The sequence below is a fragment of the Acinetobacter sp. WC-141 genome, from assembly GCF_000313935.1.
Lineage (GTDB): Bacteria > Pseudomonadota > Gammaproteobacteria > Pseudomonadales > Moraxellaceae > Acinetobacter.
On sequence record NZ_AMSS01000072.1, the window covers coordinates 1 to 23,683 of the forward strand.

Annotated in this window: 21 protein-coding genes and 2 rRNA genes; 14 read left to right on the forward strand and 9 right to left on the reverse strand. The window is 39.1% G+C overall.

The annotated features are described in order from the left end of the window. The 4 genes from ACINWC141_RS14135 to cysK all read left to right on the forward strand — a co-directional run. A 23S ribosomal RNA gene (locus ACINWC141_RS14135) occupies window positions 1–77 on the forward strand; the annotation flags it as partial. 186 nt (window positions 78–263) lie between these two features. Then, window positions 264–378: ribosomal RNA gene (rrf, locus tag ACINWC141_RS14140) — 5S ribosomal RNA — on the forward strand. A 144-nt stretch (window positions 379–522) separates the two neighbouring features. After that, window positions 523–1,065, forward strand: coding sequence for a GNAT family N-acetyltransferase (locus ACINWC141_RS14145; RefSeq protein WP_009392332.1), 543 nt, complete (start codon window positions 523–525; stop codon window positions 1,063–1,065). 231 nt (window positions 1,066–1,296) lie between these two features. Continuing rightward, complete coding sequence (gene cysK / locus ACINWC141_RS14150; protein ID WP_009392354.1) at window positions 1,297–2,295, forward strand: cysteine synthase A; 999 nt, start codon at window positions 1,297–1,299, stop codon at window positions 2,293–2,295. Window positions 2,296–2,347: 52 nt separating this feature from the next. On the opposite strand, the gene ACINWC141_RS14155 is transcribed toward cysK, so the two are convergent. The 4 genes from ACINWC141_RS14155 to ACINWC141_RS14170 form a co-directional block, all read right to left on the reverse strand. Further along, window positions 2,348–2,956, reverse strand: a complete 609-nt coding sequence (locus ACINWC141_RS14155) for a lytic transglycosylase domain-containing protein (RefSeq protein WP_081400169.1) — start codon at window positions 2,954–2,956, stop codon at window positions 2,348–2,350. A gap of 279 nt (window positions 2,957–3,235) precedes the next feature. Next, window positions 3,236–3,460: a DUF2798 domain-containing protein gene (locus ACINWC141_RS14160; RefSeq protein WP_009392273.1), complete on the reverse strand. Its 225-nt coding sequence runs from the start codon at window positions 3,458–3,460 to the stop codon at window positions 3,236–3,238. Between the two features lie 4 nt (window positions 3,461–3,464). After that, window positions 3,465–4,031, reverse strand: coding sequence for a flavodoxin family protein (locus tag ACINWC141_RS14165; RefSeq protein ID WP_009392346.1), 567 nt, complete (start codon window positions 4,029–4,031; stop codon window positions 3,465–3,467). An 18-nt stretch (window positions 4,032–4,049) separates the two neighbouring features. Continuing rightward, window positions 4,050–4,535, reverse strand: a complete 486-nt coding sequence (locus ACINWC141_RS14170) for a DUF2938 domain-containing protein (RefSeq protein ID WP_009392241.1) — start codon at window positions 4,533–4,535, stop codon at window positions 4,050–4,052. Between the two features lie 81 nt (window positions 4,536–4,616). Between ACINWC141_RS14170 and ACINWC141_RS14175 the strand changes: the two genes are divergently transcribed. The 4 genes from ACINWC141_RS14175 (at window position 4,617) to ACINWC141_RS14190 (ending at window position 9,839) form a co-directional block, all read left to right on the forward strand. Continuing rightward, window positions 4,617–5,021 carry a helix-turn-helix domain-containing protein gene (locus tag ACINWC141_RS14175; protein WP_009392244.1) on the forward strand — a complete coding sequence of 135 codons (405 nt, stop codon included), beginning with the start codon at window positions 4,617–4,619 and terminating at the stop codon, window positions 5,019–5,021. Between the two features lie 147 nt (window positions 5,022–5,168). Next, window positions 5,169–6,428, forward strand: a complete 1,260-nt coding sequence (locus tag ACINWC141_RS14180; RefSeq protein ID WP_009392236.1) for an esterase-like activity of phytase family protein — start codon at window positions 5,169–5,171, stop codon at window positions 6,426–6,428. Between the two features lie 214 nt (window positions 6,429–6,642). Next, window positions 6,643–9,024 carry a YgiQ family radical SAM protein gene (locus tag ACINWC141_RS14185; protein ID WP_009392260.1) on the forward strand — a complete coding sequence of 794 codons (2,382 nt, stop codon included), beginning with the start codon at window positions 6,643–6,645 and terminating at the stop codon, window positions 9,022–9,024. 314 nt (window positions 9,025–9,338) lie between these two features. Then, the gene (locus ACINWC141_RS14190) at window positions 9,339–9,839 is read left to right on the forward strand and encodes a DUF2726 domain-containing protein (protein ID WP_009392239.1); all 501 of its coding nucleotides are present in this window, start codon (window positions 9,339–9,341) and stop codon (window positions 9,837–9,839) included. Between the two features lie 147 nt (window positions 9,840–9,986). Here the strand turns inward: ACINWC141_RS14190 and ACINWC141_RS14195 are convergent, their stop codons facing one another. The 5 genes from ACINWC141_RS14195 to ACINWC141_RS14215 all read right to left on the reverse strand — a co-directional run bounded on the left by ACINWC141_RS14195 (window position 9,987) and on the right by ACINWC141_RS14215 (window position 14,768). Next, window positions 9,987–10,340 carry a RidA family protein gene (locus ACINWC141_RS14195; RefSeq protein ID WP_004795237.1) on the reverse strand — a complete coding sequence of 118 codons (354 nt, stop codon included), beginning with the start codon at window positions 10,338–10,340 and terminating at the stop codon, window positions 9,987–9,989. Window positions 10,341–10,656: 316 nt separating this feature from the next. Continuing rightward, window positions 10,657–11,712 carry a DNA polymerase IV gene (gene dinB / locus ACINWC141_RS14200; protein ID WP_009392350.1) on the reverse strand — a complete coding sequence of 352 codons (1,056 nt, stop codon included), beginning with the start codon at window positions 11,710–11,712 and terminating at the stop codon, window positions 10,657–10,659. A 1-nt stretch (window position 11,713) separates the two neighbouring features. Further along, entirely contained in the window at window positions 11,714–12,472 is a 759-nt protein-coding gene (locus tag ACINWC141_RS14205) for a glycoside hydrolase family 25 protein (protein ID WP_009392335.1), read from the reverse strand. A gap of 77 nt (window positions 12,473–12,549) precedes the next feature. Then, window positions 12,550–13,941, reverse strand: a complete 1,392-nt coding sequence (gene mdtD, locus ACINWC141_RS14210; protein ID WP_009392340.1) for a multidrug transporter subunit MdtD — start codon at window positions 13,939–13,941, stop codon at window positions 12,550–12,552. A gap of 203 nt (window positions 13,942–14,144) precedes the next feature. Continuing rightward, window positions 14,145–14,768, reverse strand: a complete 624-nt coding sequence (locus tag ACINWC141_RS14215) for an LOG family protein (RefSeq protein WP_009392305.1) — start codon at window positions 14,766–14,768, stop codon at window positions 14,145–14,147. Between the two features lie 326 nt (window positions 14,769–15,094). Between ACINWC141_RS14215 and ACINWC141_RS14220 the strand changes: the two genes are divergently transcribed. The 6 genes from ACINWC141_RS14220 (at window position 15,095) to ACINWC141_RS14245 (ending at window position 23,663) form a co-directional block, all read left to right on the forward strand. Continuing rightward, the gene (locus tag ACINWC141_RS14220; protein ID WP_009392259.1) at window positions 15,095–16,687 is read left to right on the forward strand and encodes a TerC family protein; all 1,593 of its coding nucleotides are present in this window, start codon (window positions 15,095–15,097) and stop codon (window positions 16,685–16,687) included. Between the two features lie 71 nt (window positions 16,688–16,758). Then, window positions 16,759–17,223 carry a YchJ family protein gene (locus tag ACINWC141_RS14225; protein WP_009392352.1) on the forward strand — a complete coding sequence of 155 codons (465 nt, stop codon included), beginning with the start codon at window positions 16,759–16,761 and terminating at the stop codon, window positions 17,221–17,223. Between the two features lie 45 nt (window positions 17,224–17,268). Further along, window positions 17,269–17,913 carry a trimeric intracellular cation channel family protein gene (locus ACINWC141_RS14230; protein ID WP_004795225.1) on the forward strand — a complete coding sequence of 215 codons (645 nt, stop codon included), beginning with the start codon at window positions 17,269–17,271 and terminating at the stop codon, window positions 17,911–17,913. An 81-nt stretch (window positions 17,914–17,994) separates the two neighbouring features. Further along, window positions 17,995–19,314, forward strand: a complete 1,320-nt coding sequence (niaP, locus tag ACINWC141_RS14235; RefSeq protein ID WP_009392333.1) for a niacin transporter NiaP — start codon at window positions 17,995–17,997, stop codon at window positions 19,312–19,314. A gap of 152 nt (window positions 19,315–19,466) precedes the next feature. Then, the gene (parC, locus tag ACINWC141_RS14240; RefSeq protein ID WP_009392234.1) at window positions 19,467–21,686 is read left to right on the forward strand and encodes a DNA topoisomerase IV subunit A; all 2,220 of its coding nucleotides are present in this window, start codon (window positions 19,467–19,469) and stop codon (window positions 21,684–21,686) included. A gap of 297 nt (window positions 21,687–21,983) precedes the next feature. Next, the gene (locus ACINWC141_RS14245; protein ID WP_009392351.1) at window positions 21,984–23,663 is read left to right on the forward strand and encodes a long-chain-fatty-acid--CoA ligase; all 1,680 of its coding nucleotides are present in this window, start codon (window positions 21,984–21,986) and stop codon (window positions 23,661–23,663) included. The last annotated feature ends 20 nt before the right edge of the window (window positions 23,664–23,683 follow it).

Sequence of the window (23,683 nt, forward strand, 5' to 3'; positions counted from 1 at the left end):
GACGTTGATAGGTTGGATGTGGAAGCATAGTGATATGTGAAGCTGACCAATACTAATTGCTCGTGAGGCTTGACTATACAACACCCAAGCAGTTGTATATAAAGCATCAATCGATTCATAAATATGCAAAGCAACTTGATTTAGTTATATGCTTAGCTAAAATGAACATCTAAAGTAAGACTCAATCAGCCCATCTGTAAAGATTTGGAAAACGCAACGTATCACAAAGTGAATAAAACGAAGCAAGTATCCATACCAGTTGTGCTGGCGACCATAGCAAGAGTGAACCACCTGATCCCTTCCCGAACTCAGAAGTGAAACCTCTTAGCGCTGATGGTAGTGTGGGGTTTCCCATGTGAGAGTAAGTCATCGCCAGCTCATTATTCTAAACACCCCCAACTTAACTGTTGGGGGTGTTTTTTTATGCAGAAATTAAATCAAATTGAAGAGTTTTAACTAAAAAAATTCGTATTATTTCGATCTTTGCTTATGATTTAAACAATTAAAATAGAGTTTCTGCCTATGCAGTTTAAAATCATTGCGGCTTATGACCTAAATAAGCAACAACGGCAACAAATTGGTGAGCTGTGTTTTACTGCTTTTGATGAAGATCCTTGGAGTCAATATGCCTTCATGCAAACCGCTGTTCATATAGTCGGCATATTAGAGGATAATATTGTGAGCCATGCTTTATGGACAGATAGAATTTTCACCTTAAAAGATGGTGTTACTGTAAAAACTGCTTATATAGAATATGTGACTACTGATTATAAGATGCGGGGAAAAGGACTCGCTTCACAATTATTAAGATATTTAACCTATACTTTAACTACTTTGGGTTATGAACTCGCGGCATTACAGCCTGAAGATGAGACATTCTATAAAAAATTAGATTGGATTTCGTGGTGGGGAAATTTATGCATCAAACAAGATGCTTCTACTTATCTAACCGATGACTATGAAATTATGCTATTTCCGTTGAGTGTTAAGCTGCAAGACTTACTTTCACATCGTTTAGACGATGATACTATTTGTGCGGATTGGAGAGAGGGTGAACTTTGGTAACTGTTTCTATATAAAATATTGAAAAAATATTAGCTTTAGTTAAATAAATTAATTTAGTCTAATAATTTGATTTTTAAATATTTTTCTAATTTTTTATTTGTTAAAAATAAATCTATAACAAGACAAGCTGTTAATTTTAGAATTTAGGTTTTACTTAGCTTTTGTACTTTCTTGTTTATTTTAGAAGCTTATAATGATTCAGAATCATTCCAAATCTAATAAGGATATAACATGTCTACTGATCAGCAATTTCCAACACCCAATAATTTAGGAATAGCAGTTTATCCAAATAATGCAGAAGCTATTGGCAATACTCCTTTAGTTCGCATTAATCGTTTGATTAAAACTGGTGCAACCGTATTAGCAAAAGTGGAAAGCCGTAACCCTGCATTTTCTGTGAAATGTCGTATCGGAGCGGCACTAATTGCCGATGCAGAAAAGCGTGGTGTGTTAAAAGAAGGCATGCATATTATTGAACCAACTAGTGGTAACACGGGGATTGCATTGGCTTTTGTTGCAGCTGCTAAGGGTTATCCAATTACTTTAACTATGCCTGCAAGTATGAGTCTTGAGCGTAGAAAAGTATTAAAAGCTCTCGGTGCCAATTTGGTTTTAACTGAACCAGCGAAAGGGATGAAAGGTGCAGTTGATGAAGCGGTACGATTAGCAGCTGAACAGCCAGATGTTTATTTCTTACCTCAGCAATTTGAAAATCCAGCGAATCCACAAATCCATGTAGATACAACTGGTCCTGAAATTTGGCAAGCAACAGGTGGACAAGTCGATATTCTGGTTGCTGGCGTAGGTACTGGCGGCACAATTACTGGTATTTCTCGTTATTTCGAACAAGTTCAAAATAAACCTTTGTATTCTGTAGCCGTTGAGCCTGCTGAGTCTCCAATTATTACTCAAACTAGAAATGGAGAGAACATTACATCTGCGCCGCATAAAATTCAGGGAATTGGTGCGAACTTTATTCCAAAGAATCTTGATTTAGATCTTGTGGATGAAGTCTTACCAGTGACTAGCGAAGAAGCAATTCAGTGGGCAAGAAACTGTGCAACCCAAGAAGGTATTCTAGTGGGTATTTCAAGTGGAGCAGCTTTGGCTGCGGCGGCAAAAATTGCAGAACGCCCTGAAAATGCTGGTAAAACTATTGTTGTTATTCTGCCAGATAGTGGGGAGCGTTATTTATCTTCTGTTCTGTTTGATGGTTTATTTGACGAATAATATTAACTGTATAAAAAAGCCCATCTATTGATGGGCTTTTATTTAAGCTTATTTATAGAGCACTTTTTAAAGCTTTTTGATGACGTTTAACAGATCGAGCATATTTTTTAGCTTTGTGACGTGTCCAGAAACTTCGCTCATATCCAGTTGGTCCCACATTATAATAAGCTGTTGCTTTGAACCAACTATCCGCTGATTGATAGTAATGATTTAAAATATAAGCACCACATTGAATATTTGTAGATTCATCATACAAATTACCAGCACAAGTTTGTTGCCAATAGCTAGGAATAATTTGGGTTAAACCTACTGCACCCGTAGGCGAGAGGGCATTAGTATTGTAACTCGATTCTTGTCTTATGACCGCGGCAAGTAAAAGAGGCGGCACATTATATTGATCAGCACTTTGAATAATTATCGGAGATAACCGATTCGCTGTGCTTTGTGGAACAGAATAAGCTTTTTGTAGACCAGACGAGAGTTTATTTGAACGCCATGAAAATGAACCACTATTCGGGCCTAAGCTTGTACACCCAGTCATTATTGTCATTAAAGCAATTACGAAAAATTTGAGACTCAAAATGTTTGTTTGAGTCGTTTTAAAATAATTGTTAGATAAAGAAGAGGTAAGCAAAATACAAAACCGATAATCAAATTTCAAATGAAATCATGGTATTCAGCCATACTCATCGGATCAATATAAGTTCTGTTGCTCAGCACAAGCAAATAGTGAGAATTTTGTATAATTAAAATGAAAAAACCCCGACATCCTGTCGAGGTTCTTTCGTATTCAGCTTATGTAGCTAACTCCTGTCGACTACCGCTTCCTGCGTTCTTATTCTTCTTCAATGAGACATCCTGTCTCTCTATGTTTCATATATTATAAAAAAATACTAAAGATAAATATCCGCAAATCACCGCAAGTTTTGTACGTTTTAACTTACAGATCAACTTTCTTAAATACGATGTCGACTAGTTTCTGGGCTATAGGAGCACAAATCAATACACTTGGAAAAGCCAATATCCATGCAAGAATCCAAGCTGATACCCACAATGAAAGAAAATGATGATTTAGTCCCACTACTTTAAACGTTGAAATACCTGAAACTATAAAAGACATCATTCCAGATAAAATTAAGAGGAATAAAAGTTTCTGTACTTTCATGGTCTTATATTCCTTGATAAGCATTTAAGGTCAATGCAAAATTTTCTCCAAATTGTTGAGCAGTTTTAATATCTCCTTCATCAAACCTATTAGCATTACTGCTATGTTCAGCCTGAGCCATTAAGCCTGACCATGAGCCTAGACGATTGGCTGCTTGAGTATACGGAACACCTTGGTGTTGCTCAGGCATAATCGGGTTGCCAACCCATAACATGCCGTGTTGCATACAAAAGGTAAAAAGTGAAATTAGTGTTGATTGTTTATCACCTGCGGGAAGGGAAGATACAGTAAAGCCAGCCGCTAGTTTTCCTTTAAAGCTCTGTTTTTTCCATAATGGACCTGTTGCATCCATGAGTTGTTTTAACTTGGAAGATACACCACCTAAATAAGTGGGGGTTCCCCAAATTAAGCCGTTATATTGAATTAGGATTTCTGGATTTTCAATAAGATGTTCCGCACTTAGTAGATCTACTTCAATATTCTCTTGGCTCAAGATACCCATTTGAATTTGCTGAGCAATAAATTGGGTGTGGCCTTGGCGACTATAGTAAATAATGGCAACAGTTTTCATGAGCAGTTTCCTCTTTATTTAAATTTGAAATAATTTTGCAGTGAGATATAAGCCACAACCAAAAACACTATGGTTCATCAAACTTTTTAGACAGTTCAAAAAAGGATGAGGTGTTTTTGATGAAGCAAAGCCACTACCCATCGCAGGTTGCATAATAAAAAAAGGGATGAGAACGGTGACTACACCAAACAGAAGTGCTGAATAAAACTGAGGATGAATTAGCCAATCTGAGCCGACAATGAAAAGAAAGCTGAATGCAAAGATCAGTCCGACACTATAGTGAGCAATCCAACCTAATAAATATTCACCCTTAATTTGAGGGCTTTTTGCAATAGATTGATGGATGAGTTTCCCTTGAAATATCCAGCCGAACCAGCGTCCGAGAAAGGAAAAATTTAAGGTTGGAATTTTGAATATCTTTAATATTAACAGCCAGATATCCATAATAATTGTTGCACCAATACTAAGGCATAAAGCTTGAAAGAACAATGTGGAGAGATTCATTTTGAAACCTTGCTTTTATACGTATGAAACGTGATAAATTTATTGTGCAAGTTAAAGTTCACTTTAAGTCAAGAGGTTGTTATGGATATTGGTGAAGTCGCTAAAAGGGCAAAAGTCACAACAGCAACACTACGTTTTTATGAAGAGAAAGGATTAATTAAATCGATAGGGCGGCAAGGTTTACGTCGGCAATATGGGAAACAAGTGCTTGATCAGCTGGCACTCATTGCTTTAGGTCGTGCCGCAGGTTTTTCTTTAAATGAAATCGCAACAATGTTTGGACAAGATGGTAAACCAGAGCTCGATCGGCAAAAACTAAAAGATAAAGCTGAACAGTTAGAGCACATGGCAAAGCGATTGCATTTTATCAGCCAAGGATTAGAACATGCTGCTGTATGTCCTGCTGAAAATCATATGGAATGTCCAACCTTCCAGAACTTTTTAAAAGCAGCAATTGCTGGAGAATATCAGCCAACGAAACTTTAATTTTTTTTGATGAAGTTATTTAGTTTGTGTTTGTATTGAAAAGTTGGGTTTGTCATATTTTCGCCATAAAGATTTCATCTTTTTGAAGTAAAAACTTCATATAAGCTTGATTAAATTTGCTTAATTTTTTACCGACTGTATAAAACCATGAGCAAAAAAACTTTAGTCGCATTACTCTGTTGTGCCAGTTTGGGATTGACGGCATGTAACGATGATAATGATCAAGAACAAACCTCACCCACTGAAAAAGTTACCGAACCAACCTTAATTTCTTTTGCCAAGTTACCTGTAGAAACTTATGCAGCTGGACCAGATTCTGGCGCATATGTAAAAGGTGCAAACGGAATTTATCCTCCATTTAAAGGCCAACCTGTACAGGGCTTTTCTGCCGCATTAAAAAATGAAGATGGCAGTTATATGGCAATGGCCGATAATGGTTTTGGGACGCAAGATAATTCAGCAGACTTTCTACTTCGTATTTATAAATTAAAGCCTGATTTCAAAACTAAAGCTAAAGGCACGGGTCAAGTGACTGTACAAAGCTTTATCCAGCTGCGTGATCCAAACAAGTTAATTCCATTTAATATCGTGAATGGTGATACAGCTGATCGATTATTAACCGGTGCTGATTTTGACCCAGAGTCGATGCAACGTACTAATGACGGCACTTACTGGATTGGGGATGAGTTTGGTCCGTATTTACTTCATTTTTCAGCAGATGGTGTGTTGCTAGATGCTCCGATTGCTCTACCAAATCCATTAAATCCGACTCAAGAATTACGTTCACCACAAAATCAGTTTAATAAAGCTCAAATTAATTTTGTAGAGCCTCTGGTTCAGCAAAGTGGTGGTTTTGAAGGAATGGCAATTTCACCAGATGGGCAGTATCTTTACCCGCTTATAGAAAAGCCAATTAAGTCAATTCGGGAAACGGAAAGACAGTTACTGATTTCTCAATTCGATATTAAGAAAAAAGCGTATACAGGAAAATATTATTGGTTCCAGTTAGATAGCAAGGCAACCAATATTGGGGACTTCCAACTCTTTAATGATAATGAAGGTATCATTATTGAACGTGATGCAACACAGAATAATTTAGGCGGCTATAAAAAATTAATTCGTATTAAGTTAAATGAGTCAGGTCAGCTAGTCAGCCGTGAAGATTTAGTCGATTTAATTAAAATTGCTAACCCGAATTTGTTGTATAGCACAGCAAGAGCAGGGGATATGGGGACAGAACAGGTTTTCGCTTTCCCATTTGAAACCATCGAAGATGTGATTATTGAAAACGATACAACGTTGACTGTTCTAAATGATAATAACTTCCCTGGTTCGACAGGGCGTAACGCAAAACTGGCTGATGACAATGAGATTATTCAAATTCGTTTACCAAAAGCTTTGTTCTAAGCCATATAAACCAGTGAGTTAAAACTGCGGCGGGTTTTATTCCGCCGCATTTATGAGAAGAATAAAATACTGAACAAACTTTAATCAAATTAATTTTTATATCCTTGTTTTTGTTTGTTTTATAAACAGGGAAAATGAATGAAATTCATGTTAAAATGATCGGCTTTCATCTTTAGATGTCTCTCCTTCATCTGCTAGCCGAGATTCGCAAGCCATGTCTACTGCCTACACCATGCAAACTGCGCCAAAAGCGTTGTTTGATTACGACAAATATTGGGCGTCGTGTTTTGAACCAGCGCCATTTTTGCCGATGTCACGAGAAGAAATGGATCAACTTGGCTGGGATGCGTGTGACTTTATTTTAGTCTGCGGCGATGCTTATATTGATCATCCATCGTTTGTATCTGGTGTGATTGGACGTGTGCTTGAGGCACAAGGTTTTCGCGTCGGAATTATTGCACAGCCAGATTGGACCAATGTTGAAAGCTTCCGAGTTTTAGGTAAGCCAACCATTGCTTGGGGTGTGACCGCGGGTAATATGGATTCGATGATTAACCGTTATACGGCAGATCGTAAAATTCGTTCGGATGATGCTTATTCTCCAAACAATGAGCCGAACAAACGTCCTGACCGTGCAGCAACAGTATATTGTCAACGTTGTCGTGAAGCATTCCCAGATGTACCGGTGTTATTAGGTGGAATTGAAGGCAGTTTACGCCGTATTGCGCATTATGATTATTGGTCAGATAAAGTTCGTCGTTCGATTTTGATGGACTCAAAAGCCGATTTGCTGATGTACGGTAACGGTGAACGTGCCATTATTGATGTGATGCACCGTTTGGCTAAGGGTGAGAAAATTCACGAGATTACTGATGTTCGTGGTACAGCTTTTATTATTAATAAACATAACAAAGCATCAAAAGCAAAGTTTGTTGAAGTTGCAAGTAATGACGTAGATACGATTGGACGTGTTGATCCAATTATTAACCCTTATGTCATGACTGAAGATATTGACGGGTGTGAGGTTGAAAAAGAAAAAGGTAACTCATTAGCTCAATATCAAGATTTCCAGAAAGAGTTTGTTGCAAATCCGATTGTGCGTGAAGGCGACAAACTAGATGATGACACTCAAATTGTTCAATTAAAGCCGGCACCTTCAAAAGCAATTAAACACAAGTTGCCTCCACGTGAGTTGGCAGTCATTCGTTTACCTTCTTTTGAAGAAGTGGCGAATGATCATGTGCTTTACGCGCATGCAAACCGTATTTTGCATCTTGAAACTAATCCGGGTAATGCCCGTGCTTTGGTGCAACGTCATGGTGAGCGCGATGTCTGGATCAATCCACCTCCAATTCCTCTAACAACTGAGGAAATGGACTATGTGTTTGATCTTCCATATGCACGTTTGCCACATCCTACTTATGGCGATGCGCGTTTCCCTGCATTTGATATGATCAAATTCTCTGTCAATATCATGCGTGGCTGTTTTGGCGGCTGTACGTTCTGTTCGATTACAGAACATGAAGGTCGTATTATCCAAAACCGTTCGGAAGATTCGATCTTACGTGAGATTGAAAAAATCCGTGATACGGCACCAAACTTCACCGGCATTATTTCAGATTTAGGTGGGCCAACAGCAAACATGTACCGTTTGCATTGTAAAGACCCTGAAATTGAGAAGAACTGCCGTAAGCCTTCTTGTGTATATCCGGGCGTTTGTCAGAACTTACATACCGATCATGCACCTTTAGTACAGCTTTATCGTAAAGCACGTGCGATTAAAGGTGTGAAGAAGATTCTGATTGGTTCTGGTTTACGTTATGACCTTGCGGTACTAAACCCTGAATATGTAAAAGAGTTGGTACAACATCACGTTGGTGGTTATTTAAAAATTGCACCAGAGCATACCGAACAAGGCCCGTTATCGAAGATGATGAAGCCGGGTATTGGTACGTATGATCGCTTCAAGCAAATGTTTGACCGTTTTAGTAAAGAAGCAGGAAAAGAGCAATACTTAATTCCTTACTTTATTGCAGCACATCCGGGTACTTCAGATTATGACATGATGCACCTTGCAATTTGGCTTAAGAAAAATGGTTTCCGTGCCGATCAGGTACAGACGTTCTATCCGTCGCCAATGGCAACTGCAACCACCATGTACTATTCGGGCAAAAACCCGCTTGCTAAAGTTGCTCGTTATACTGAAAAGGTTGATATTGTAAAAGGTGAGAAGCGTCGTCGTTTGCATAAAGCATTCTTACGCTACCATGATCCAAACAACTGGCCATTACTTCGCGAGGCTTTAAAAGAAATGGGTCGTGCCGATTTAATTGGTAATTCGAAGCAGCATTTGATTCCGACTTATCAGCCACAAGGTACTGCGGAAGGTGAATATAAATCTGCACGTAAGAAGAACTCGTCTGTTGCGGGAGATTCAGCAAAACGTGGTCAGGGGCAATCTCGCTCAGTAGCAGGGCAAAAACGTCCACAAAAAGGACAGGTTCTAACTCAACATACAGGTTTGCCTCCTCGTGAAACAGGTGAGAAAAGACCGTTCGGTGGAAAAAGTAAACCGAAAACCAAGGTTCGTGGATGATGATAAAACAGGCTCTTAAATAGAGCCTGTTTTGTTTTTAATGTATCTGTTTAAATCGCATAGTGAGATTTTTGCAGATTTAAAGTACAAAAAGCGTAACGAAAGATGATAAATACCGAAAATCTGACGAGCTGCACTTGATTGTTGCTGACTGTATGATTATAAATAATGTGAGGGTGGCTAAATTTAAGCCAAGCTTGATAACTACAAGTGAAATTACTAAGTGAACCTTTTAAAAAACGGCTGTGTCGTTATCAATTAAAACAAAGTGTGCTCTAGCAAAATCATTATAAAAAACCTAAAGGATTGGACCTATGTATTATTTAATTACGATTTTATTATTATTCTTGGCTGTTGTGATGGCAGTGAAAAGTCTTTCACGAAGGCATCAACATGATAGTGCATTGAAGCGCCGTGCAGTATTAACCAGTCATGAACAAATGACATTAACCAGACTACAAACAGTTTTGCCTAAATTTACCGTGTTGGCACATGTGTCTTTTGATGCGTTATTAACCACAAAATATGCGCATACACGTCGAAAATATCAAAATATGGCAGCTGACTTTGTTGTACTTGATCAAAATTATCAGGTTGTAGTGGTTGTTGTTCTTGGCGAAAATGGTTTACGCCGAGCGCATCAGCAATATGAACGTCGTCTTTTACAACTGGCTGGCTATCGTGTGCTGCATTACAGTGAAGTACCTGATTATCACGATCTAAGAAGAGACTTACTAACTCCAGAAACAGAGATGGCAACTTTACATACAACGCCGCAGCTAGAAAGAATGTCAAATGCTTTTGTGAAGTCTTAAAAATTAGAGACTATAACAATTGATTGGAGAACTCATTAAAGAAGATCTAAATAACATGCTGACATTAAAAATGTTAAAACTACTAAAAAATTGAGCAATATAACTAGGGATATTGCTCAATTTAGTGTCACTTTATATTTATAAAAATTATGGAAGTACTGCAACAACCGTCATTTCTACAAGTACGTCTGGCGCATAAAGTTTGGATTCTACACAAGTACGTGCTGGTGGATGTCCTTCACTAATCCATGCATCCCAAACAGCATTCATTGCTGCATAATCTTTGTCGATATCTTTTAGAAAAATCATAACAGAAAGAATATGGGTTTTATCTGTTCCAGCTTCTGCCAATAAGCGGTCAATATTATCTAAAGTTTGTTGAGTCTGTGCTGTAACATCTACGCTTGTATCATCTGCGAGTTGCCCAGCTAAGTGTACCAAATTACCTGAAATCGCAACTTCGCAGTAGCGCGAAGTCACGTGTAAACGCTTTACCGTCATAAAAATGCTCTAGAGTGGCTTTATTTAATAGTATTGATTTTATGAAGAGTTGCTAGGCGGGCGCAAGCAAGTAGAAAAGAATTTCAGTAGATTATTGTGATGAGGAATATAAGATCAGCCATGTATCGGAAGGGCCCTGCAATATTCGGATTTGGTCGTCACGCCAATCACAGGACGATATGCCGAAAGTAAAGGTTGCTTTGGCATGTTGCAAATACATGGGTAATGAATATGCGCCAATTAGGTTACTCCAAACTTGCAGTAAAAGGGAATAGATTTTGTTCAAAAACTACTCTTTCGGGTGAAAAATAGCCAATTACCAAAGGTTAAGTTGAAAGTCATCTGCTTGGGTTTGTAATTGATAAACACCTATACCAATTAAGCGAAACTGGAAATGTTCTGGTATTTGCATTTCATTTAATAATAAAAATAAAACTTGGATTAAGTCTTGTAAGGACTGGATCGGTCTTTTAAAGCTTTTACTATGTTGTAAAGTTTGAAAATTCTTGAGTTTAAGTTTGATATTCACACCACGTGCATTGAGCTGTTTTTTCTCTAGAGTTTGCCAGACTTTTTCGGCTAGTCCCTGCCAATAGGGCTGACATTGGACCAAAGTAAAATCACTATCGAAAGTGGTCTCTTTAGAAATTTGTTGGCGAGCTCTTTCAGCTTGGACAGGTCTGTGGTCAATTCCTTGTGCATAGAGATAGAGTTGTTGACCATATTTGCCGAAATGATGAACTAAAACAGCCTCTTCAATTTTCTGTAAGTCGCCTAGAGTATGTAACTGAAGCTGCTGTAATTTTTCCTGAGTGACTTTACCGACTCCAGGAATTTTTTTAAGCGGAAGATCTTGAATAAAAGTAGCAACCTGTGAAGGTTTGATTACGCATAAACCATTCGGTTTGTTCCAGTCCGAAGCAATTTTTGCTAAAAACTTATTTGGTGCCACACCTGCCGAGGCAGTAAGTCCCGTTAACCGAAAAATATCTTCCCGAATGTGCATGGCAACTTCGGTTGCACTTGCAATTTGTTTTAAATTCTCAGTGACATCTAAATAGGCTTCATCTAAAGATAATGGTTCGATAAGAAGCGTATATTGCTGAAAGATTGAATGAATTTGAGCTGAAACTGTACGATATTTTTCAAAATTTGGCTCAATAATAACAACTTGAGGGCATAGTTTTCTGGCCTGAGTCATCGACATGGCTGAACGTAAACCAAATTCACGGGCAGGATAAGATGCAGCAGCAATTACAGCTCGCGGATGGTGAGATGAAATGACAACGGGTAAATGCCTTAATTCCGGGTGTTCCCGTAGCTCGACTGATGCATAAAAGGCATCCATATCGATATGAATGATTTTGCGCATATTATTGTGCTTTCACGATGCCTTGCTGCTGTAAGAATTGGTGCCATTCTTTGACTGAACCCTCATAAACATTTAAGTCTACTGGCTTTGTCATCCCTTCAATTTTACCCTGATTACTATGCTGCCAAAAGAGCCATTTTCTCTTGTCTTTAAGTTCAGGTTTTCCTTCGTAATCTCTGACCCAAAGTGGTGTATTGGGGAAACTACCTATTAGCACAATGTGGTAAAAGGTTTTAGAAATATAAAAGATAGGTGGTTTGCCATAATGCTGTTTTAAGCGGTCATGCATGATGCCTATTTCTTTAAGTAATTGTTCTTTGGTATGCGAGTTAATACAGTTACCGTCATATTCCAGATCAATAACAGGTGGAAGAGCATCTAATTTTTTAGGTACAGTCGCAATAAAGTTATCTGCTTGCGTTTTACCATCACGACATAGACGATAAAAGTGATAAGCACCTACGTGAAACCCATGTTCACGAGCTTTAAGCCAGTTTTCTTGAAATTTTGAATCTTGGTAATCACCGCCTTCTGTCGCTTTTAAATAAACGAATTGGAACTTTTCTGGTGATATTTTTTTCCAGTCAATATCACCCTGATGGTGAGAGACATCGAATCCCTGAACTGGATAATCTTGTGCAACAGCTTTTTGCTGGTAGAACAGACCAAAATAAGCCAATACGCCCATAACACATGCCAAGCCAATTCCGATTAGGGTATTGTACTGTGCTGTGAAAAAGGTTTTAGCTAATTTGGTCATGCAAAACTCATTAAAGATCTGAAGCCGACATCATAGCGCGATTCAAGAATGAGAAACCACGCTAAAAATGCAAAGGCTTATATGGGAGTATTTTTTGGAATTTGCCAGAAAATAAGAGCCGCAATTACATTGATACAACCGAGGCAAATTAAAGTGACATGGAATGCAGTGGTTACATGAGCTGGACCATAATAATTGGTAAATACGTTAATGAGTGTACCTGCCAGTGCCACGCCAATACTCATTGATAGCATCATGATCATCGATAGAAAACTATTACCGCTACTTGCATCTTGTTGAGGCAAATCTTTCAAGGTCAATGTGTTCATACCCACAAATTGTAGTGAGTTTAATGTGCCAAATAAGAAAAAGTGTAAGGCTCTAAACCAAGTTGGAGTGTCGACTGTCATGATGGCGAAAGAGGCGATACATAGCCCGACCAGTGTGGTGTTTATGAGTAAAAAACGTCGATAGCCAATTTTTTGAATAATCGGTCTGACGATTGGCTTTGAAAATAATGAACCCAAGACCAGTGGAATCATCATTAAACCGGCAATGAAAGGCTCAAAACCAAAAGCCACCTGTAGCATGAGCGGTAAAACAAAAGGTAAGGCATTACCACCAAAGCGGGCAAAGAAATTACCTAAAATACCAATTGCATAAATTTTGTTTCTAAAGAGACGGCTGCGAAATAATGCATTTTGATGAGTGTGTGAGTGATAGGCATACCAAAGTGTTGCGATTATGCCGACCACTATTAGCGAAATACTAAACCAGTTTGAATATTCAGGCGATGCCAGATGTTCAATACCCAACGACCATCCGATCATTGCCACTACTAATAAGATGAAACCGACCAAATCAAATGTTTTGACCATAGGCTCTTTTACATTTGGCATGACTTTTAATGTCATTAATATACCGAGTATGCCCATAGGAATATTAATCAGGAAAATCCAGTGCCAAGTTGCAACTTCAACTAACCAACCACCCAAAGTTGGACCAGCCAAAGGCCCGAGTAAACCTGCAAGACTCATTAAGCTCATTGCAGCTAAGAATTGAGTTCGGGGAATAATTTTTAAAAGTGACAGACGGCCAACGGGAAGTAGTAAAGCTCCGCCCACGCCTTGGATGACTCGGAAAAATAAGAGTTCATTGAGACTCTGAGAAAGACCACAACCCAAAGAGGCTAGTGTAAAAATAACGATGGCCGATAAGAATATATTTCTAATACCAAAGCGGTCTGCTAACCAGCCACTTAAAGGAATACAGGCAGCAACCGATAAGACATAGGCCACCACTACGCTGTGCATGCGTAAAGGGTCTTCATTTAGATGGTGAGCCATTGCAGGAATAGCGGTATTTACAATTGTTGTGTCCAAAGCCTGCATAAAAAAGCCAATGGAAACCAAAAGAACGAGTAGGCGATATTCGGGTTGCAAGGCTTGGTGAGTCGGCGTGGCATTCATAACATTTGAAAGTTAACGTTTTGGTCTAGTGTAAAACAAATTGAAAGTAAAAAAAGTAAGTCAATGTTGAATACCCGTTTACTAAATTTAAGTTCTTCTATTTATCAAAATTAACTAGCTAAATTATTCTAATGAAATAAAGAGGTAGAAGTATAAAAACAAAAAAGCGGCTGGGCCGCTTTTTATGGAGAGTAGAGAAAAAATTACACAACAAATCTTTTCGGCATTTTTAAGTTTTTAATCACGTTATAAATTTGATCAACATCATCACATACAATTAATTTAGCGCGGTGTTGAAGTGGGAGGAAACCCTCTTGGACCGCATGATCTAACTGGGCAATCAATGCATTATAAAAGCCATTTACGTTATATAAAATCATGGGTTTCTGGTGTTGGTTAAGTTGGCCCCAAGTGGCTATTTCCAATATTTCTTCAAACGTTCCTAAACCACCAGGTAATGCGACAAATGCACTTGCACGCTCTGCCATCATGGCTTTACGTTCATGCATGGTTTCTACCACATGTAATTCAGTCAGCCCAGCATGTGCTACTTCATAATCGAGCATAAATTCAGGAATGACACCTACAGCCTCTCCGCCGTTTGCAAGAACGCTTTCAGCAACTTGTCCCATTAAACCAATACTGGCACCGCCATAGACTAAACCGAAACCTTGGTCAGCAATTCCATGAGCAAGTTCAATTGCCTTTTCTCGATAGATTGGGTTATTTCCTGCACGTGAACCACAATATAATGCAATAAGAGGTTGTTTTGTTTTTACAGCTGTTATTGGTGAATCATTTACTGCCATTGTTAATACGCTATTCATTGCTTTATTTTTACCTTATCACGTTCATATTTCTTGTCTACACTAAGCAAAAGATATGACAACTTTATAAGCAGATTTATAGGAAAGAATCATGTTTTGTATGGGTTTGGTGAATGCCCGTTATGAACAAATAAAAATGATGAATTTATGTTAAATCTTGCCTATACTAAAAATTCGTTTAACAACATATGAACAAATATGGGTAGTGGTTGTAGTCGCTCCGTTTTAATTTCTTGTCCTAAAAAAACATTTTCCCTCCTTTGTATGGGCATGCCTGCTGTGTTGCCAAATAAAGATAAAATCCAATCAGCACAGGAGCAGGATCGATGATCTTTGAATGGATGTCTGATCCATCTGCTTGGGTGGGCTTAGCAACTTTAATCGTTCTTGAAATTGTATTGGGGATCGATAACCTTGTTTTCATCGCTATTTTGGCTGAAAAACTGCCGCCAGAGCAGCGAGGTAAGGCTCGAAAACTGGGATTATTATTGGCCTTGGGCATGCGGATGCTCTTATTGGCTGCTATTGCTTGGGTAATAACACTTACTCATCCGCTCTTCCATATTTTTGATCATCCATTTTCTGGTCGTGATTTGATCTTGTTGTTCGGTGGTGTGTTCTTGCTCTTTAAAGGCACCATGGAATTGCACGAGCGCATGGAAGGCAAACAACTGCAAAAGGAAGACAATCCAGTTCATGCGGCGTTCTGGATGGTTATTGTCCAGATTGTTGTGCTTGATGCTGTGTTCTCGTTAGACAGTGTGATTACTGCAGTCGGGATGGTCAAAGACAAAAGTGTCATGATGTTAGCAATGATTGTTGCTGTCGGAATCATGTTGTGGGCATCGAAACCACTCATGGACTTTGTTAATAAGCATCCAACCGTCGTTATTCTGTGTCTTGGTTTCTTGATGATGATTGGTTTCTCTTTGGTTGTGGAAGGTTTTGGTTTCCATATTCCGAAGGGTTACTTATATGCTGCAATTGGTTTCTCGGTTTTGGTAGAGATTATCAACCAGAGCATGCGCCGCAATCAGGAAAAACTGGTTACAACCACAGACTTACGTTATCGCACTGCTTCTGCCGTGTTACGTATGCTAGGAAGTAAAAGCAGCGGCTCTAGCTCAGATACGCAATCGTCTGATAAAGAAGATGTATTGGCTACACAAGCTTTTGCAGATGAAGTTTTTGACGAAGAAAATGGTGCTTACCATAGTGTGCTTGTGCAAGGTGTTCTTGGTTTATCAGAACGTCCTGTAAAGTCTGTTATGACGCCACGACCTGAACTTGAATGGATTGATTTAGACGATGAACCGGAAGTTTTAAAAGAACGTTTGATGTCAATGACACACTCTCGTTTGATTGTTGCACGTGGTGAACTTGATAATATTGAGGGTATTGCACTTACTCATAAAGTTCTAAATGGCTTTATTGAAACAGGTGTGGTTGATTTCGAAAAGCATTTACGTGAACCCGTCATTGTGCATGAAAATGCTCAAGTACTCATGGTAATGGAGCAATTACGTCAAGCACCTTTACAAATGGCAATCGTTTTAAATGAATATGGTTCAATTGAAGGTATCGCAACGCCAATCGATATTTTAGAAGCCATTGCGGGTGAATTCCCTGATGAAGATGAGCTAGATGCAGCCGCTGAGAGCTTGGCAGATGGTTCATTAATACTTGAAGGTTCGACAGACATTCGCCACTTATCCCTTTTATTAGGTCGTGATTTGGTCGATGAAAGTGAACAATATTCAACCTTATCGGGTTATTTGTTATTCCATTTAGGCCGCTTACCAGAAAATGGTGAGGCTGTTGAAGCCGATGGTTATCGCTTTGAAGTGATTACGATGGAAGGCCATAAAATCGAGAAAGTTCATATTGTTTCTATCGAACCAGACGAACCAAAAGATTAAGTTAGGCTTCATTTCTAGAAACATCATAAAATAGCTCCACTCTGAGCTATTTTTTATTTGAGAAACACAGAATGACTCAACACACTTGTCCATGTGGAAAAGGCAGCTATGTAGAATGTTGTGAGCCTTTACATTTAGGCACAGCAAAAGCCCTGACAGCAGAGCAGCTTATGCGTTCGCGTTATAGTGCTTTTGCATTACAGCAAATTGATTATATTGTGAAAACAACCGCTTTAGGTCAGCAAACTGCGCTTGATAAAGATGCCATTGCAGACTGGAGTAAACAAAATCAATGGTTGGGTTTAGACGTCGTCAACGCGAAAGAAAAATTAGATAAAACCCATGCACAGGTTGAGTTCAAGGCACATTATCATGATGGACAAAAAGCTCAGGTTCACCATGAGGTTTCACATTTTGTATATCAACAACAATGGTTTTTTCTTGATCCCACGGTAGATATGCATGTCACCATGAAACAGCCTTGTATATGTGGCTCCGGAAAAAAATTTAAACAATGCTGTGCACAATTCATATAACTTTACCTTAAAATACGCGCACCGTTTGGCCTGAGGGAAAGGGCAATGTTACTCACCGTTATTTATATTATTGCGATTACTGCTGAAGCCATGACAGGTGCATTATCTGCTGGGCGACGGAGTATGGACTGGTTCGGTGTCGTACTGATTGCCTGTGTGACTGCTTTAGGGGGCGGGTCGGTACGTGATGTATTGCTCGGACACTATCCTTTAACTTGGGTAAAACATCCTGAATATTTGGTTCTGACGTGTTGTGCTGCATTTGTCACAATCATTATTGCCAAATGGATGCGTCACTTACATAACATCTTTTTGGTACTCGATGCTTTAGGCCTAATCGGATTTACTATTATTGGTTGTCAGATTGCCTTACAAATGGGTCATGGTTTTGTCGTATCGGCAGTCGCAGGGGTGTTAACCGGAGTTTCTGGCGGTATTTTACGTGACATTTTATGTAACGATGTCCCATTCGTTTTCCGTCGCGAACTTTATGCGAGTATTTCTTTTGTGGCGGTCATTTGCTATTGGGTATGTTTAGACTTGGGTTTCAGTTTAGAGTTAACCGTTATTTCAACCTTAATTTTCGGTTTCACCCTTCGTCTAATTGCGATCTATTTCGGCTTAGAAATGCCTAAGTTTATTTATAAAGATGATGATGCAGAATCGGCTTCTTCAACCGATGAACATTAATCATGCAGAATACGATGTGAGCATGCTATAACAATTAAATATATTGTCTTGCTCACTTATTTTTTCCAGTAGAGTTTTCTTATGGATCTGGTTTCACGTATACAAAATCTTCCGATTGGCAAATTCCACTACACATTATTGTGGGTGGTTGGATTAGGTTGGATGTTTGATGCGATGGACACTGGCATCATTGCTTTTATCATGACAACGCTTGTTAAAGACTGGGCATTAACCCCAGCCGAAAGCGGTTGGATTGTCAGTATTGGCTTTGTAGGCATGGCTATTGGTGCAGTTTGTTCTGGTGCTTTAGCAGACCGTTTTGGTCGAAAGACAATATTTGCCACGACCATGGCAATTTATAGTATTGCGACTGCTTTATGTGCATTTGCTCCAGATTTGAAATGGTTATTGATTTTCCGTTTTATTGTTGGCCTTGGACTTGGTGGGCAGTTACCTGTTGCTGTGACATTGGTGAGTGAATATATACCTTCACATGTACGTGGTCGTTTTATTGTATTACTTGAAAGTTTTTGGGGTTTAGGCTGGTTAGTTGCTGCGTTAATTTCTTATTTTATTATTCCTAAATTTGGCTGGCATATTGCATTTCTCATGGGCGGCCTCCCACTAATTTATATTTTAGTAATTTGGAAAAAACTCCCCGAGTCGATACCGTACCTGATTAACCGCGGTCGTATCGAAGAAGCGCATACCCTAGTTCAAAAATTAGAAGCTCAGGCTGGTGTCCAAATTGTTCATCATATTGAAGTTGTGCCTGTAGCCATACAACAAAAAGTCTCTTTTAAACAACTTTGGAGTGGTCCTTTCGCTCGTCGTAGTTTAATGCTGTGGCTCATCTGGTTTGGAATTGTGTATTCCTACTACGGCATTTTCACTTGGTTACCAAGTTTATTGGTGAAACAGGGCTATGACATTGTTAAATCTTTTGAATATGTTTTGCTGATGATTTTGGCTCAGCTACCGGGTTACTTAGCGGCGGCGTGGTTTGTTGAACGTTTAGGTCGAAAAATTACTCTCGCTTCATTTATCGGATTTTGTGCACTGTCTGCATATTTCTTTGGCCAAGCCGATAGTGTGAACAGCATTATGTTCTGGGGTTGTCTCATGTCATTCTTTAATTTAGGGGCATGGGGAGTGTTATATACCTATACTCCAGAGCAATACCCAGCCAATATTCGGGCTTTTGGTTCGGGCTGGGCATCGGCAATGGGGCGTTTAGGTGGAATTTTGGCGCCGATCGTCGTTACCCATATGATGGTTGCAAAGCATGGGTTTAGTCATGTTTTTATGATGTTTACTGTGGTTTTACTTTTAGTCGCAGCCGTAATTTTAATATTAGGTGAAGAAACCCAAGGGAAAAGACTAGAGTCGATAGGCCTCTAGTTTTGCCTAACTTTATAGCAAGTAGCTAAAAATATAGAGAGATGAGACATAATTTGACGCTCAGGTGACAGACTCCCTCTTGTGTCTGTAACATAGCCCACTTAGCATAAGACTCATTTAAAATAACGACTGATTTGGAAGATAAGCTGACTATGACCAGCCTTGCGCATCAAGCGACAGAAAACCGCTCTGTAGCCGAATTTACTGAACAGGCTTACTTGAATTATGCCATGTACGTCATTATGGACCGTGCATTGCCGCATATCAGTGATGGCTTAAAGCCTGTACAGCGCCGTATTGTCTATGCCATGAGCGAGCTAGGCTTAAAAAATAGCGGCAAGCCAAAAAAATCAGCACGTACAGTAGGTGATGTGCTCGGTAAATACCATCCTCATGGTGATTCGGCATGTTATGAAGCGATGGTATTGATGGCTCAGCCATTTAGTTATCGTTATCCTTTAATTGAAGGACAAGGTAACTGGGGGGCACCAGATGATCCTAAGTCATTTGCTGCGATGCGTTATACCGAAGCAAAGCTTTCTGCTTACAGTGAGTTGTTGTTAAATGAGTTAGGTCAGGGCACAACTGACTGGCAAGATAACTTTGATGGTTCATTAAAAGAACCGATTACGTTGCCAGCGCGTATTCCTAATATTCTACTCAACGGCACAACCGGTATTGCTGTTGGTATGGCAACCGATATCCCGCCGCATAATTTACGTGAAGTGATTAAAGGAACGATTGCCTTAATTCGTAATCCGCAAACTTCGGATGAAAAATTGGCTGAATATATTCCCGGGCCAGATTTACCAACAAAAGCTGAAATTATTACTCCACCGGAAGAGTTACTCAAAATCCAGATCACTGGTCGTGGCAGTTACCGCATGCGAGCGGTTTATACCATTGAAAAAAATGAAATCGTGATTACCGAATTGCCTTATCAAGTATCGGGCTCTAAGGTGATTACTCAAATTGCCGACCAAATGCAGGCCAAAAAGCTGCCATTAGTCGTTGATATACGGGACGAGTCGGATCATGCAAACCCAACGCGATTAGTGATTGTACTTCGCTCTAATCGTATTGATGCAGAAACGGTAATGAGCCACTTATTTGCAACCACCGATTTAGAGTCGAGTTACCGTGTTAATTTAAACATGATTGGTGAGGATGGTCGTCCTCAGGTTAAGTCAATTCGTCGCATTTTGCTTGAGTGGATTGAAATCCGTAAAAAAACGGTAACTCGCCGTTTAGAATATCATTTAAACCGAATTGAAAAACGTCTGCATATTTTGGCAGGTCTTTTAATTGCTTATCTTGATATTGATACAGTGATTCGTATTATTCGTGAAGAAGATCAGCCTAAACCTGTATTGATGGAACATTTCAATATTGATGAGATACAGGCAGAAGCAATTTTAGAACTCAAGTTGCGTCATTTAGCAAAACTTGAAGAGATGGAAATCCGTCAAGAGCAAGATGAGCTTGCTGCAAAAGCTGCCATTATTCGTGAGCAATTAGAAAATCCGGAATCTTTAAAAAATCTGATTATTGGTGAATTAAAAGAAGACGCGAAAAAGTTTGGTGACGAACGACGCTCTCCAATCGTGGTGCGTGCCGAAGCCGTTCAGATTAAAGAACAGGATTTAATGCCAGCTGAAGCGGTAACGGTGGTTTTATCTGAAGCGGGATGGATTCGTGCTGCAAAAGGTGCGGATGTTGATGCAGAGAATTTAAACTATCGTGCCGGTGACCAATATCTAAGTCACGCTGTGGGTAAAACCAATCAACGGATTTATTTCCTTGATGAGACAGGGCGTAGTTATGCCTTGCCTATTAGCAGTTTGCCATCAGCAAGAGGTTTGGGTGAACCATTAAGTTCTAAACTTGCTCCTGCAAGTGGCGTGTCGTTTATTCAGGTTTATCTAGAAGATGAAGAGTCTGAGCTTATCGCTGCAAGTACATCGGGTTATGGGTTTAAAACTCAAGCCAAACAGCTCGATACCAATGCTAAGGCAGGAAAAACATTCTTGTCAGTCCCTGAAAAATCAAAAGCTTTACCATTAGTATCTGCTCAAAATATGACACATTTGGCTGTGCTCAGCTCAGCAGGTCGACTCTTAATTATCGATTTGGCAGAACTGCCAAATTTAAATAAGGGTAAAGGTAATAAGTTGATACAACTTGAAGCTAAAGAGCAAATTTTATCCATGACAACCCTGAACTTAGATGAAATAATTCAGGTGGTTGCAGGTCAGCAACATCTAAAATTAAAAGGTGATGATCTACAAAAATATATAGGTAAACGGGCTTCAAAAGGTCAGCTCTTACCACGTGGATATCAAAAAGCAAATAAACTGTTGATTCAGAGATAAAGCTAGCGTCTGGCAACATAAATACGCTATATATGGCAACATGTTCAAGCAATGAACTGAACTTGTTGGTATTGAATAACGATTAAAAGGACAGCAATTTGGAGTACGTAATTTGTACTCCATGCAAAAAATTTGGCAGGGATAAATTGTCAAAACTTCTGTCTCATAATCTTGTTCGAAAGTGTCATGAATGTGCCAATAAGTTTTACATATGTTCTGGCACCAAGAAGCTAAAGAATAGCTGGGGCATTGAATAACAGTTATTACTAAGGATTACGAATCGGAGATAATGGCATTATGGAAAAAATTTGGTTTGCAGAATACCAAAAGACAGGGATTCCAGAAACAGTAGCATTGCCTGCGGAAAATACCTCACTTGTTGATATTTTTGAGAGTAATTTCCAAAAATTTGGTTCTCGTGATGCCTTTATCTTTATGGATAAAGCGATGTCATTTAATGAGTTAGAGCTTGCAAGCCGTAAGTTCGCGACCTATTTGCAAAATTTGGGGTTAGCAAAAGGTACTCGTGTGGCAGTAATGATGCCGAATGTGTTGCAGTATCCTGTAGTTGCATTAGCTGTGTTACGTGCAGGTTTAGTATTAGTGAATGTTAATCCACTTTATACTGCGCGTGAACTTGAGCATCAATTAAATGACTCAGGTGCAGAAGTACTTGTAATTATCGAAAACTTTGCCAGTGTTTACCAAAGCATTTTGGGTAAAACTCCAGTGAAGCATGTAGTAGTTGCATCAGTCGGAGATATGCTCGGTACACTCAAAGGTACTCTAGTGAATTTTGTATTACGTAAAGTACGTAAACAAATTCCGGCTTGGAATATTCCAGGACACGTTAAATTTAATTCAGCATTAAATAAAGAAAATGCGAGTAATTATAAGCGTCCGACTTTAACTTTAAGTGACACTGCTGTACTTCAATACACTGGTGGTACAACAGGCGTTTCAAAAGGTGCAGAGCTTACTCATCGCAATCTTGTAGCAAACTTACTTCAGTGTGACGGTATTTTCCAAAGTAAATTTGGAGCAAACGATGGTGCTAAAGGCGACCGCATTGTTTGTGCATTGCCGCTTTATCATATTTTTGCGTTCATGGTTTGCGCGATGTATGGTATGTATAAAGGTCAAGCAAATATCTTGATTCCGAACCCTCGTGATTTACCAGCTGTTATTAACGAATTACGTAAATATCAACCATCATTCTTCCCAGCGGTAAACACATTATTTAATGCTTTAGTCAATAATGAAGAATTTAGACAACTTGACCATAGCAATTTAAAAATGGCGATGGGCGGTGGTATGGCTGTTTTACCTTCTACAGCAGAAGCTTGGAAGAAAATTACTGGTACAACCATTATTGAAGGTTATGGCTTATCAGAAACTTCACCGGTAGCAACTGCAAATCCGCCTGCTTCTACTGAATTTAGCGGCACCATTGGTATTCCGTTACCTTTAACTGAAGTTGCTATTTTAGATGATGATGGTAAAGAAGTTGCTTTAGGTGAGCAAGGCGAAATCTCGATTCGCGGTCCTCAAGTCATGAAAGGTTACTGGAATCGTCCTGATGAGACAGCTAAAGTCATGACAGCGGATGGTTTCTTCCGTACGGGCGATATCGGTGTTATGGATAGCCGTGGATATACAAAAATTGTAGACCGTAAAAAAGATATGATTTTGGTTTCTGGCTTTAACGTTTATCCAAGTGAAATCGAAGAAGTTATTGCTAAACATCCAAAAGTATTGGAAGTTGCAGCTATTGGTGTTCCAGATGAAAAATCAGGTGAAGTGCCAAAACTCTTTATTGTGAAAAAAGATCAAAGCTTGACGACTGAAGAAGTTTTGAACTTCGCTAAAGAAAACTTAACAGGCTATAAACGCCCTCGTTATGTTGAGTTTATGGATGAATTACCAAAATCAAATGTAGGCAAAATTTTACGTAAAGACTTACGTAAACCAGCCTAATCAGTGAATAAAAAAAGCGC